General features: G+C 44.7%; 10 protein-coding genes. 6 read left to right on the top strand and 4 right to left on the bottom strand.

Going from position 1 to position 13,827, the window contains the following annotated elements; translation table 11 throughout:
• Positions 1 to 29 precede the first annotated feature (29 nt).
• Entirely contained in the window at positions 30 to 2,546 is a 2,517-nt protein-coding gene (gene priA / locus DR864_RS21675; protein ID WP_114068939.1) for a replication restart helicase PriA, read from the bottom strand.
• Between the two features lie 134 nt (positions 2,547 to 2,680).
• Here priA and DR864_RS21670 point away from each other — a divergent pair, with 134 nt between their 5' ends.
• Positions 2,681 to 3,091, top strand: a complete 411-nt coding sequence (locus DR864_RS21670; protein ID WP_162794025.1) for a hypothetical protein — start codon at positions 2,681 to 2,683, stop codon at positions 3,089 to 3,091.
• Positions 3,092 to 3,899: 808 nt separating this feature from the next.
• On the top strand, positions 3,900 to 6,890 hold the full coding sequence (locus DR864_RS21665) for an SdrD B-like domain-containing protein (protein ID WP_162794023.1): 2,991 nt from the start codon (positions 3,900 to 3,902) through the stop codon (positions 6,888 to 6,890).
• A gap of 78 nt (positions 6,891 to 6,968) precedes the next feature.
• Here the strand turns inward: DR864_RS21665 and DR864_RS21660 are convergent, their stop codons facing one another.
• Both DR864_RS21660 and DR864_RS21655 read right to left on the bottom strand, forming a co-directional pair.
• Complete coding sequence (locus DR864_RS21660) at positions 6,969 to 7,574, bottom strand: aminotransferase class IV family protein (protein WP_114068936.1); 606 nt, start codon at positions 7,572 to 7,574, stop codon at positions 6,969 to 6,971.
• Positions 7,552 to 8,559 (bottom strand): aminodeoxychorismate synthase component I, encoded by a 1,008-nt coding sequence (locus DR864_RS21655; protein WP_114070405.1) that lies wholly within the window; start codon positions 8,557 to 8,559, stop codon positions 7,552 to 7,554. Before DR864_RS21655 ends, DR864_RS21660 begins: the two co-directional genes overlap by 23 nt.
• Before the next feature lie 62 nt (positions 8,560 to 8,621).
• Here DR864_RS21655 and DR864_RS21650 point away from each other — a divergent pair, with 62 nt between their 5' ends.
• From DR864_RS21650 to DR864_RS21640, 3 genes are all read left to right on the top strand, one after another.
• Entirely contained in the window at positions 8,622 to 9,713 is a 1,092-nt protein-coding gene (locus DR864_RS21650; RefSeq protein ID WP_229599439.1) for a BamA/TamA family outer membrane protein, read from the top strand.
• Positions 9,714 to 9,810: 97 nt separating this feature from the next.
• On the top strand, positions 9,811 to 10,509 hold the full coding sequence (locus DR864_RS21645; protein WP_114068934.1) for a TIGR04283 family arsenosugar biosynthesis glycosyltransferase: 699 nt from the start codon (positions 9,811 to 9,813) through the stop codon (positions 10,507 to 10,509).
• Between the two features lie 99 nt (positions 10,510 to 10,608).
• The gene (locus DR864_RS21640; protein ID WP_114068933.1) at positions 10,609 to 11,322 is read left to right on the top strand and encodes a hypothetical protein; all 714 of its coding nucleotides are present in this window, start codon (positions 10,609 to 10,611) and stop codon (positions 11,320 to 11,322) included.
• Positions 11,323 to 11,355: 33 nt separating this feature from the next.
• Here DR864_RS21640 and DR864_RS21635 read toward each other — a convergent pair whose 3' ends face one another.
• Entirely contained in the window at positions 11,356 to 12,303 is a 948-nt protein-coding gene (locus DR864_RS21635; RefSeq protein ID WP_114068932.1) for a hypothetical protein, read from the bottom strand.
• Between the two features lie 109 nt (positions 12,304 to 12,412).
• Between DR864_RS21635 and DR864_RS21630 the strand changes: the two genes are divergently transcribed.
• On the top strand, positions 12,413 to 13,777 hold the full coding sequence (locus DR864_RS21630; RefSeq protein ID WP_114068931.1) for a dipeptidase: 1,365 nt from the start codon (positions 12,413 to 12,415) through the stop codon (positions 13,775 to 13,777).
• Positions 13,778 to 13,827 lie beyond the last annotated feature (50 nt).

Genomic DNA, 13,827 nt, shown 5'->3' with positions numbered 1-13,827 from the left:
TTTTGGCTAGGTTTTTTTGATGGGTATTATTAGAGGCAATCTACATCAATGGTTACATCAGCCCCTTTTAATGTTTTATCGGTCAGAATATCCGTCACTTTTTCGAGGATAAAAGTCTTTGCGGCCTTAAAATTAACTTTTTCGCGCTCGAGTTTTATAAGAATGTCAAACAAAAACCGATTTCGGATGCGTTCGACCAGCGGTGGTTGCGGTCCCAGCACTCGGTCTTCCCCCATTTTTTCCATTAAAAGATGGGTAAGTTTTTCGGCTCCCTGACGCGCCACACTCTGCTCCAAATGTCTGACAGTCAATTTTATAAGTCTCGTAAACGGTGGATATTTGAACTGCTCTCGCTCCACAATTTCTTCGGCGTACATTCCTTCGTAATCGTTCGCAATAATTTTTTGTAAAATCTTTTGATTTGTGTTTCCAGTCTGAATTAATACCCGTCCTTTTCGGTCTGCCCGGCGTCCAGCCCGGCCGCTCACCTGCGTTATCAACTGAAACGCTCTTTCGGTTGAGCGTAAATCAGGAAAGTGAATCATGCGGTCGGCATCAAAAACGCCCACCATACTTACATTCTCAAAGTCAAGCCCTTTGCTTATCATTTGAGTCCCCACCAAAATGTCTACATTGCCCTGCTCAATGTCCTCAATCATTTCTTTATAGGCATTTTTGGCGCGGGTCGTATCCAAATCCATCCGAGCTACGCGGGCTGTGGGAAAGAAAATTTTGAGTTGATCTTCCAGCTTTTCGGTCCCAAACCCAACGGTACGTACTTTGGTAGAACCGCAACCAGGGCAAAATTTCGGTACCTCTTCTTTATGACCGCAATAATGGCACCGAAGCTCGGCGTCTTTTTGGTGATACGTCAAACTTACGGCGCAATTTTCACATTCACCAATCCACCCGCATTCTTCACACTGTAAATAAGACGAATAACCTCTGCGGTTTTGAAAAATAATGCTCTGTTCGTTTCGGGCCAATGTTTCGCGCAGCTCCTCTACCAAAACCGACGAAAATTCGTACTTCATTTTTTTTGTTTTACGCTCCTGCTTGGTATCAATCAGCACAAATTCGGGCATACTGGCCTTGCCGAAGCGCTCGGTCAATTTTACCAAACCGTAGCGGCCATTCAACGCCTGATAATACGACTCCAACGCGGGCGTAGCTGAACCCAACAACACTTTGGCTTGCTGGTGCTGCGCGGCCACAATCGACACGTCGCGGGCATGATAGCGAGGCGCAGGGTCGTATTGTTTGTAGGAACTTTCGTGCTCTTCGTCAACGATGATTAACCCGAGAGCATCAAAAGGTAGAAAAATAGCCGAACGGACGCCCACAACCAACTGGAACTGCCCCGAGACGACTCCTTTCCAGACTTCTACCCGCTCATTGTCGGAAAATTTGGAGTGGTAAATGCCAAGTTTATCTCCGAAAACTTTTTTCAAGCGCACCACAATCTGGGTCGTAAGGGCGATTTCGGGCAATAAAAACAGCACCTGTGAGCCACTTTCCAGTACCTGCTGGGCGAGGTGAATGTACACTTCGGTTTTACCGCTCCCCGTCACTCCGTGGAGCAGCACCGTATCTTTTTCCTGAAATAGATTAATAATCTCGTCAAACGCGCGTTGTTGAGCCGTCGTTAGTTTAATATTAATGCCAGCCGTAAAATCAGGTTTTACTTCTGCAAATCGCGACACGGTCACTTCAAACTCTTCAAAAACGCCTTTCTTTATCAGCGTACTCAATGCCGAATCAGAGATTTCTTCATTTTGGGTAAAAAAACTCTTTTCCAAGCCCGTACGATTGGCATATGGATCATTTTGGATCGGCACCTGACTCATATAACGCATGACAACTTCCTGTTGTTTAGGCGTTTTGTCGAGTTGGCCAATCAACTCCATCAGGTTTTCGCGGGTTTCGTACCGACCCGTCAGTTTAACTTTTTTCTGAATTTTAGGCTTGTATTTTTCCCGTACTTCTTCGTACAGAATAACGGCCCGCTTGCCAATCAACGATTTTATGACGTGATTGATGTTCTGGTCTCCTACCCGCTTTCCTACTTCTTCATACGTGAGAGATTGGTATTTTTTTATTTCTTCCAAAAGGCCGGCCTCTTCTTCGGTAAGCAGGTCAAAATACTCAAAATCGGGATTGTACTGAATTTTGGATTGGCTCGTAATCTTCAGGCCAGACGGAAGGGCTACGTTGAGCACCTCTCCCACACTGCATAAATAATAATCGGCAATCCAGTTAAAAAGGGCGATTTGGTAAGGAGTTACCAAGGGCTCGTCATCCAATAGTTCACCGATGTATTTGGCTTGATAACGCGACGGCGGAGTGGTATGAATATGGGCTACAACACCCGTTACGACACGGTTTTTACCAAAAGGAACGACCACTCTGGCACCATTTTTGATGGCAGCGTTAAAAACTCTCGGAACACGATACGTAAACAATTGTCTCACCGGAACTGGTAAGATTAAATCCGCAAACAGCGTAACTTCTTCTAAACCAAAATCGTCATTTTCTACAGTTAGCACTCTATTTTAAAGCCAAAGTTGAAAGCGCAAGATAACGCTTTCGTTAGATATTTTTAAGCATGGCAGGATATTTGACATAATCCACTATGTCAAATAATACGTCTTTTATAGGACGTGCTATACTCAACAAAAATATGATTATAATTACCATTCAACGTTATCTGAATTTACAAAACGATGACGTTGCGCTTCGTCAGTTAACGGGCTTGAAAAAGCAGGAATTTGAAACCCTTCATTCTTTTTTTGAGAACGAATGGAAGAATTATTTTTCTCAGTTTACCCTAGAAGGAGCCCCTCGACTACGTCAAACTTCACTGCGCCGAAACAATATCTTTACCGACAACCGAGACGCCCTTCTTTTTGGCCTTATTTATTTAAAAGGTGATATTCTCCAAGAGCAACTGGCAGCTTTTTTTACCATTGACCAACCCAAAGCTAGTAAGTACCTCTCCCTAGTCAAACGTTTACTGCAATCTATCTTAAGTAAACATGCTCAAGTGCTTCCCAAATCAAAGCGCCTCCGAATTCTAAAAGCCCTTCGTTAAACCAATCGCATATGATACCACGCAAGGTAGACGATTCATTCGCCTACCCAATTTCTGCTACCTTTCTGGATAGCCTCTTTCTTTTTAAGTACCCAATCGAAGCCTACTTTTTCGAATGATTTTCGATCTGTTTTTCTAAAAACACCTTTATCCCAGAAAGTAAGAACTAATCGCAACAAACAACGCAAATATATACCTTACAGAACAAACACCCTCTTTTTCAATAATTTACAAATACAACAACAGCCCTGTAAATCAACTAAAACAAAAGCCTTGGCATCATATTTGTTGAAGTCGCGCTCCTACATCTGACTTTGCGAAAGCTTATAAAACTCTATTCCATACTAAAAAAAAACAAAACTACTTCAATTGCTCCCCAAAAAGCTTCTTCTTCTCACTTTTGCCTCATTTACAGCTACTTTCTACTTTTTCACCCTCAGTATCTTACCTATTCTCAAGTCAATCCAAATACAATGGCAGGGTATTTGGAACTATATTAATATGTCGAATAAAATATAAAAATTTTACCTTTTTAGCGATTAAAACTAAGAAAATGAAAATATATTTTTTAGCCCTAAATGACAAAGCAATACTCAAATGCGCCATTTTGAAGCTGATTTATTATTTTTTCAAAGCCAATAAAATCACACAACCACCTGTATATCTGAACTTTACTTCTATTAAATAATATACCTATTAGGTTTCGCCGAATCATATAACATCTAATTTCATCATGAGTCTATTGTCGCCATGGGTTTGTTATACATCCCGCACTTTACTAACTCTCTTTGCCATTAACCTATTAATTATGTCTTATAGTGTGGGTTGCCGCGCTCAAGTGAGCGGAACAGTCTTCTACGATTTTGACGCAAATGGCATTCAAACATCCGTATCCCCTACCGAAGCAGGAGTTACTGCCATTGGGGTACGTATCTTTGTGAATGGCAATGCCCATCCCCTTATCACTCAAACCGATAAGGCTGGTTATTATGCTTTTACGGCCCAACAGGTGCCCAGTGGTTCGGCTGTTCGAGTAGAGTTTTTCAATCTGCCCGAAACATTTTCTGTTAGTTCATCAGGCCCTCACAATGGCACAGAAGTCCAATTTGTGCAGGCGCCCGCAACTAATGTAAACCTAGGTATTTTCAATGATGACGAGTTCTGCAACGTAGACATTAATGCTCAAATCATCACAGCCTGCTACTCCATGGGCGACCCCCTCAAAAATGGCAGCGCTGGCGATGACCCTGCGCTTGTTTTGTTTGATTACAATGCTGAAGGTGAAGGAGGGACTCCGTCGGGCTCCCCTATGGAAAAACTGGCCAATGCAAGTGAAATCGGGTCTACTTGGATTGCTTCCTATCAGCGTTCTTCCAACACGCTAATCATCGGAGCCATTACCCGGCGCCACGTAGGCCTCGGCCCACTGGGTACGGGAGGTTTCTACTCCGTAGATCTCAATAACCGAGTTGTCTCCAATTTTATTGATGTCAAAACCATCGGAATTGATACTGGTCCAGACCCACACATTGACCCTGTAACAGGACTTAATGTACTTCCTGCCGACAAATTGGCCAAAAGTCGCGACTCACTCGCGTTTCATACCGCGGCTAAGGTAGGAATTGGCGGTTCACAACTATCGGTTTATCAGGACACCTTATTTTTAATAAATCTATACGACAGAAAACTTTACAGTTTTTCGGTTCAGAAACCGCTGAAAGCTCCCGCCAACATGGCAGAAGCACAAACCAAATCTTTTCAAATACCACATCCTGGCTGCTCAAACAATGAATTTGTGCCCTGGGCGCTTAAATATTACCGTGGCAAACTCTACGTTGGCGTCGTATGTACGGCCGAGACATCACAAAAGAAAAGCGATTTGAAAGCGGCTATCTATGAGTTTGACCAAAAAACCACCACTTTCAACAACATCTTTGAATTTGGACTGGATTACCCACGCGGAGCCATTGATGCTACACCAGGATGCGATGCTACCAATGGATGGCAACCTTGGACTAATGTTTTCCCAAAACAATGCAATTATCCAGCGGGGAGTCCTGACCCAGTTGCCGCATTTGCCATCTATCCGCAGGCCATTCTATCCGATATAGAATTTGATGATGACGGCTCATTGATCATCGCGTTTATGGACCGCCTTGGCTTGCAAACTGGACAAGACCAACCCGGTATTGCCGTTGATGACACCTTGAACTATTATGGATTTATGAGCGGCGATATAGTAAGAGCCCAATACAACGCCGACAGTACATATACCCTAGAAAACAACGGCAAATCTGGCAACTTGCAGGGCTGCGGCATCAATACAAACTCAGGTCCCGGTGGGGGGGAGTTTTTCTGTGAAGATTACTGGCTCAATGGCGCTAACGAAGTAGGGCACCGCGAAATTACCAACGGAGCAATGCTTAAAATAGCGGGCATACCAGAAGTATTGGTTTCGGCCATGGACCCCATACACGGCCTGTACTTATCAACTGGTTTTGTTGCTTACGACACCAAAACTGGCACACGAAATCGGAGTTTTTCTGTATATTCACTCAACCCAGGCTCATTGGGCAAGTCGGGGGGAGTAGGTGATTTAGCGAGAATATGTGACCCAGCTCCGCTAGAAATCGGTAATACTGTGTGGCTTGATGTCAACAAAGATGGCATACAAACTCCCAACGAAGCCCTCCTGGACAATATCGTAATCACCCTCCACGACATGCAAAATGGTGGGACTGAAGTAGCCCGCGATACCACAGCCAACGGTGGACATTACTATTTTAATGACACAAACGTAGCCGGAAGATTGAAACGAAACCACACCTACGAAATCCGGATTGACCTGAATCAGGAAATTCCAACGTCGGTGCTGGGCACCATCCCTGCCAATGGCAGGCTGCAGGCGCAAACCGTCAAACTCATTGATACCTTAACGATTTCTCCACTACAGGTAACGGGTGATACGCAAAACTTCCTTCGTGATTCTGATGCTGAGTTTAACACTGATTCGACCCAAGCCATTGTAAAAGTAATCACGGGCGACAACTCCCAAAACAACTTCACATTTGATATAGGACTGACAATCAATGACATGATGGAGAAAAAAATTGATTTGGAAATCACCAAACGGGTTATCGGAAATTGCATACATGAAGTAGGCGACGAAGTTATTTTTGAAATAGTAGTTCGCAATGTTGCTACGACCTCAACGGCCATTGCCGATAGTGTAATGATAGCCGACACATTGGTGAATAACTTAACCTTCATCAATTTTACTACCAACAAAGGGACCTACGATCCCTCAACGCACATCTGGGGGCCGTTTTCTATACAGCCCGGCGAATCTGACACCTTGACCATCACGGCCAAAATCAATAAAATCGACGGCTTCCAGGGAGGTTTTGTGAGCAATCAGGCGGAAGTGATCAAGGCCATAGGAGTCGATTTGGATTCTGAGCCCAACAACTACGATAAGACCGAAGATGATTATGCCATTGCCTATTTAAGTGTACCAATCCCCATTTGTACCTCCCGCCAAGACACTTTGATTATAAACGCACCAGGCGGTTTTACTTCTTATCAATGGTTTAAAGATGGGGTCGAAATCATAGGAGCAACTGCCCAAACTTTGTCAGTACATGAACCAGGAAACTACACTGTTGAAGTAGATTCGGGACAATGTCCAACCAACAACTGCTGCCCGATTGTCGTTAGAGAATATTGTGAATGTCCCGCCAGACCGTGCATTCCAGTCATTTTGAAAAAAATAAAAGCATCCCTACCTCTTACTAAATAAACCAACAGCAAAGCGCGACTTGCATCTCAACCACGTACCAGTCTCGCTTTGCTGTTGCTTATTACTGATAGAAGTTACTCAAAAACTGATTTGACTAACCGCAATCATGGGAGTAGATTCAAAATCCAACATGGCATTAATCAACCGAACGTGGGTAAATGTGGCCAAATCCTCCACCCTAATTTTTTGTTCAATAACCACTCCTTCTCGTAGCAGTTGTGCCCTTTTTGTTCCTTTCAACAATGGCCTATCGGGGGTTGTCCATTGAGTACCATCCCAAAACACTACGTTGGCATAAGAGGTATCGGTGATTAATCCTTCCTTAACTATCAATACCTCATCGGCACCCCCGCGCTTGTCAAAATTTCGTTGAAGAGCCGCCCTATCAAGAAATTTAAACCCATATTCAATCGCATCATCAACCACCAAAAGCAGACTCTTAATCACGCGGGGCTGATAAACCTCAAATTCGATTTTTTCAATTTTACGTCCATACGTTACCCGGCATTTATAAAGCCCTTGGGTTACCTCTTGCGGAATATCAATCAACTCATTCAAATCCCACTCTTTTGTTGCAGCAAAACAAGCCCAACGCGTACGATTGAGCCTTTCGTTGTGATACAGAAGGTTTGACAATTGTCCGTCGGCCAGGCGAATTGTTTCAATACATAGGGGTAAATTCATGGAGGAGGGGTAAATAAACTTTGTCAATCACTTCGCGGTATTCCGACTGCGCTTCGCTGCGGGCGGTAAGACCGCCACCGCTTTTAAACACCATTCGGTCATTTATTTTTTCAATAAATCGAATCAGCACACCACTGTCTAGGTTTTCGCCGTCAAAAATGCCCGCCACTCCCGTATAATAGCCTCGTTCATAGCCTTCTGCTTCCTGAATTATTTCAAGCGTACGGGGTTTGGGTGCGCCGCTGATAGAGCCCGCCGGCAACAATTTAAACAACCAATCGCCCAAGGTTTCGCGCCAATTATCGGGCATCGTTCCCGCAATTTCGGAGCTCACCTGCAACAATGTTTTTTGGTTGGTTTCAATTTTATCGATAAACCGATAGCGCTCTACCCATACTTTTTCGGCCACCATGCTCAGGTCATTTCGAATCAAATCCACAATTGTAGCGTGCTCGGCGGCTTCTTTCACATCCGCCAATATCCGTTCCTGCGCCAAAGGCAAATCAGCATCAATAGTGCCTTTCATCGGAAAAGACGCAACACGATTGCCGCGAACTTGCACAAAAATTTCGGGTGAAAAACAGACAAATTTATCTCGCCACCACAGGCGATATTTGGCTTTTGTCTGGTTAAAAATTGTCATTAAATCCAAGTCAGTCGTTATTTCCGTACATACCGACAGATTCACCAAAAACGAGTTTCCTCGTTTTATCTGGTGAAGGACAAAATCAAATTTAGGGGAATACTGCTCAAATGAGAGTGTACTTTTGTGGAATTGAGCGCGGGGTTGAGCGGGTTCCCCTTTCCTTTGGGTGTTGGTCAGGCCGTTAAATTCGTACCGCAACTCATCGGCATTTACTTCATCCAAGCGTAAAACGACGGGTTGTTGGGCTAAAAAATCAATGATAAACAAAAACGGGATGCGTGCACGCCCGTATTCGTTCATTTGGTGGATGGCTTCTGGTGGGGGGAGGATTGGTATCATTTCGCCACAAAATTCATAACTTTCGTCAGCTTGTTCATGTTTATAAAGAAATTTTAACCGTTTTGATACGTCAAAAATTCCAGTCAAGAATCCTGTTTACGTCGTTGCAAATCCTCTTTTTGGGGTGTATGCTTACGCAGACGGCTTTCTCTCAGCAAAAACGGTTGAGTATTTTGCCTTTTCCAGCGGTGTATTATTCGCCCGAAACGCGTTGGGCTTATGGTGCGGCGTTGACCGCTACGTTTCGTTTCAAAAACGACTCTCTCCAAGCCCGTCCATCGCAAATGAGTTTGGGCATTGTGTTTACCCAAGAGAAACAATCTCTTTACTATTTACCGTTCCAGTTGTTTCTCAAAAATGCCCAGTATTATTTCAACGGCGAGCTTGGATTTTATAAGTACAACTATTATTACTTTGGTATTGGCAATCAGCCCGTGCCGAAGGAGCTTTTTGGGGTTGATTTTCCGCGCGTTCGGCTTAATTTTTTCAAAAAAATCTACCCTCATTTGTACGCAGGCGTTCGGTATCAATACGAAGATTACCGCATTACCCAAACCGTTCCCAACGGCGAATTTGCCAGTGAGCGCGTCCCAGGCACTCCGCGCAGCATCACTTCGGGAGCAGGATTAGGTCTGTTTTACGACACACGGGACATTGTTTTTTTTCCGTCAAAAGGCATTACAGCCGACATTGCCTATTTCAATAATGCCCCGTTTTGGGGAGCCAATGTCTTTTTTAATCGTTTGTCGGCAGATTTTTCAGGTTACCAAACCTTGTTCAAAAAAGTGGTTTTGGCAGGAAATCTGTTCAGTAGTTTTACGTGGGGCAACGCTCCTTTTAATATGCTGTCTGAACTCGGTGGCGGCAAACGAATGCGCGGGTACTATCAGGGGCGCCTCCGCGACGATAACGTTTTGCTAGCTCAGGGGGAAGTACGTTTTGGTATTTTCAAACGCGTCGGTGGCGTAGTATTTGGGTCAACGGCGGTACTTGGCAACCAAAAGGACATTGTTCGGTGGCATGACCCTAAGTTTGCCTACGGTACGGGAATACGTTTTACGGCCAATCGCCGCGACCACCTCAACATTCGGTTTGACTACGCCATTGGCCAAGACGGCGGTAATTTTTATTTCACCATCGGCGAAGCTTTTTGAAAAAGTATAATCAACAAAACTTGTAAAGCAACCAAAAATCAAATGGTTGAATAAGGATAAACCCATTCATAATAATCAATGTAAGTGCTAAGATTTTATGCGTATATCAGTCATTATACCAACCTTTAACGAAGAAAAAAACATTACCAAACTGGTAAAATACCTCCAAGAAGAGGGCGGGGAAGCATTAGCCAATATAATCGTAGTCGACGGTGGTAGCGAGGACAAAACCACCGAGATGGCCCGAAAAGCAGGCGCAAAAGTCGTGATTTCACCCAAAAAAGGCCGCGCTGCTCAAATGAACTACGGAGCTAGTTTTGCCACGGGCCAAATTTTGTATTTTATTCACGCCGATGCACGTCCACCACGTGGTTTTATCAACGATATTCAAAGCGCCATACGCGAAGGCTATCAATCGGGCTGCTATCGTTTCCGATTTGATTCAGACAAAACACTGCTCAAACTCAACAATTATTTAACGCGTTTGAACATTCTTACGGCGCGTGGCGGCGACCAAACCCTGTTTATCACCCGCCCGTTGTTTGATGACCTCTACGGTTTTGATGAATATTACGTCATCATGGAAGAATACGATTTACTACGCCGATTGTGGAGAAAAAACCGAAGCGCGTTTAAAATCATCCCCAAAGAGGTCTGTGTATCGGCCCGTAAATACGACACCAACAGTTGGGCCCGCGTACAAGTCGCCAATCTAGTGGCCATGACCTTGTTTCGGTTGGGGGCCGAACCTGCCCGCATTGCCGCAACGTACAAAAAAATGCTTCATTACCAATAACATACACGCCATTTGGCCACAGCTTCCGATAAATCAATTATCGCACGGCAGAAAGGGGTTTTTATTACATTTGTCTCCTCTACAAAAAAACCAACCTTTATGCAAAAAACTACGTATCTGCTCACCTTAGCGGGCTGCCTTCTGCTAACCTGCACAGCTTTTTCACAAGACTTTATTCCTGCTTATGACCGGTTTTCGGGCAAAGAAACATCCTACATCACCCTCGAAAACGGGACCAAACTAGAGGGTACCCTCGAAGACTTAGACCGTCGAAAAGGGCTTATCGAAGAAGTGGTTATTAAAGACGCCACTGGCAAAAAAATCACGCTCAAACCCGACCAAATCAAGTCCATGTACCTAATGCCCAGTGGACTTTCGAAACTCTCGACCAATATGGATGTGGGCACAAAAGTAAAAAAATGGGATGCACAATACATTGACAGTGAAATCATTAAGAAAGGCTACGCGTATTTCGAGAAAGCTAAAGTTGTGCTAAAAAAAGACCAAGAAATGCTACTGATGCAGTTATTAAATCCTGGATTCAACAGCAAAATAAAGGTATTTCATGACCCTTTTGCGGCCGAAACCATGCGCGTGGGTTTTGGTGGTATGACCATGGCCGGCGGCGACGATAAATCGTATTATGTGCAGGCGGGTGACTTACCTGCCAAAAAACTCAAAAAGAAAGAATACGAGGACGAAATCAAGGTAATGTACGCAAGCTGCCCTGCGCTGGTAAAGAAAATCGGCGAAAAACTCCGCTGGTCTGAGTTTGCCAAGCACGTGTACGAGTTTTCATTTGAATGTCCATAAAACTAATGCGTAGAGACGCAATATATTGCGTCTCTACGTGGCCTCCACTATCTTTTTTCTGAGTTCATCTTCTTCAATTGCTATCTGACTATCAACCTGTTGGCACCGAATCCCCAACCTATCCAAAACCTCCCCAACTTGGCTAAATGCCTTCTGAGCGCCCGCCAAAGAGCGATTTATCCGCTGTTGTACAATCCAGTCGGTAATCAGATTATCAAAAAACACATCCAAAAACCCTTCAACGCCCGTCAGCTCCACGTCCAAATCAAGCGATTGCTTTATATCGGCCAATTCACGGCGAAAATTCAATTCATAATGACGCAGTGAGCTTAGGGTTTTGCGGACGTCACCCAAACGCTGCTGTTTAACATAGCTGCTCAACATCCCGCCTCCCAACACATCCCACGTACCCCAATTTTGGGTGCTTTTGAGTTGTCTAGTCAATAATTCCAAAATCTCTCGGTACAATTTTCCTGCTTCAAATGCCTCCGAGATTTCCAATTTTTGTTTTTTCAACGCTTGCCACTGCGTATGCCGTTGTTTTAATGCCTGAGCGGCTGGGGTGGGCTCAAGCAACAAAAGGGAAAGTTTGATTTCCAATTTAGCTTCCAACATTTCTTCGGCTTCATGGATTCTTTGCATTCGGACTTGTAGTCCTTCAGCCTCCCTTTCACTGAGCGTCAACGATTGCTGCGCTTCGTCATATTTCAACTGCGCCATTAGTGCCTCTCGACGTTCTTTCTCCAACTGTTGGTCTTTATTTCCTAGTATCGAATAAAACAAACCCACCAACGAAAGGCCTTCCAGCGCCGTTACATCGGCGCGTTCTTTCGCTAGTTGTTCTTGTAAATGAACCAAGTTCGCCTTTTGATTAGCCTTTTTCGCCTCAATGTCAATCAAACGTGCTTCAACCCACTGCTTTTCGGCAATTTGAGTTTGTAGGTGTTGAAGTTCTTTGTTGAGGCGAGTGTATTCTTCCATGTTGGTTATTTTTTGCTTAAAATAACTCGTTTAAATCCGTTTACCCCGCTAACTTTGGGGCAAACGGATTCAACTAAAGAAGAACGGTCTTTTTATCTATTCAAACCAAATGAAAACATACATCGAACAAAACAAAGATAGATTTCTGAGTGAGTTGTTTGACTTGCTGCGTATTCCATCCGTCAGTGCTGACCCTAAATTCAAGGGCGATATGCGCCGTTGCGCGGAGGCCGTGAAAGAATCCATCCTGAAAGCTGGTGCCGACTTGGCCGAAATTCACGAAACTCCGGGCCATCCAGTGGTCTACGGCGAGAAAATCATTGACCCAGCCCTGCCCACCGTATTAATCTACGGCCACTACGACGTACAACCCGCTGATCCTTACGAACTGTGGGAAACGCCACCCTTTGAGCCTACCATCAGAAATGAGCGTATTTATGCGCGCGGCTCCTGCGACGACAAAGGGCAATTTTATATGCACATCAAGGCCCTCGAAACTATGGTGGCTACTGGCTCGCTTACCTGCAACGTCAAAATCATGATTGAGGGTGAAGAAGAAGTCGGCTCCGACCATCTAGGAACTTTTGTGCGTGAAAACAAAGAAAAACTCAAAGCAGACGTCATTCTGATTTCAGACACCAGCATCATTGCCAACGACGTGCCCTCAATTGAGGTAGGCTTGCGCGGACTTACGTATCTGGAGGTAGAAGTGACAGGTGCCAACCGCGATTTACACTCTGGTGTGTACGGCGGTGCGGTGGCCAACCCCATCAACGTACTATGTGAAATGATTGCGTCCATGAAAGACGAAAACAATCACATCACCATTCCAGGGTTTTATGATAAAGTACAGGAACTCAGCGCCGAAGAGCGCAGCCTGATGAACGAAGCTCCGTTTGACCTTGACGAATACAAGCGCGACTTAGCCATCGACGAACTTGAGGGCGAAACGGGCTACACCACCATTGAGCGCACGGGTATTCGTCCTACCCTCGATGTAAACGGAATCTGGGGTGGCTACACTGGCGAAGGCGCCAAAACGGTATTGCCCTCAAAAGCCTACGCAAAAATCAGTATGCGTCTAGTACCCGACCAAAACAACGACGAAATCCTTGATATTTTTACCAAGCATTTCTTATCAATTGCACCGCCTTCGGTCAAAGTAGTGGTAAAACCTCACCACGGCGGGCTTCCCTACGTCACACCCGTTGATTCGGTAGAATACAAGGCAGCCGAATTGGCGATGAAAGAAGCATGGGGCGGGAAGCAACCCGTACCTACACGCGGCGGTGGCAGTATTCCCATCGTAGCGTTGTTTGAACAGGAATTAGGTGTAAAATCAATCCTGATGGGCTTCGGGCTCGACATCGACGCCCTCCATTCTCCCAACGAAAGCTACGGACTTTTTAACTTCTACAAAGGCATCGAAACCATTCCTTTGTTTTTTAAATACTATACCGAGTTGAAAAAATAAGGTTCTTCGGCAATACTTATCCCTGAGCGGGCTTTAAATATTTGCCGTTT

The organism is Runella rosea, from assembly GCF_003325355.1.
Lineage (GTDB): Bacteria > Bacteroidota > Bacteroidia > Cytophagales > Spirosomataceae > Runella > Runella rosea.
This window is presented reverse-complemented; position numbering and strand designations above follow the sequence as displayed.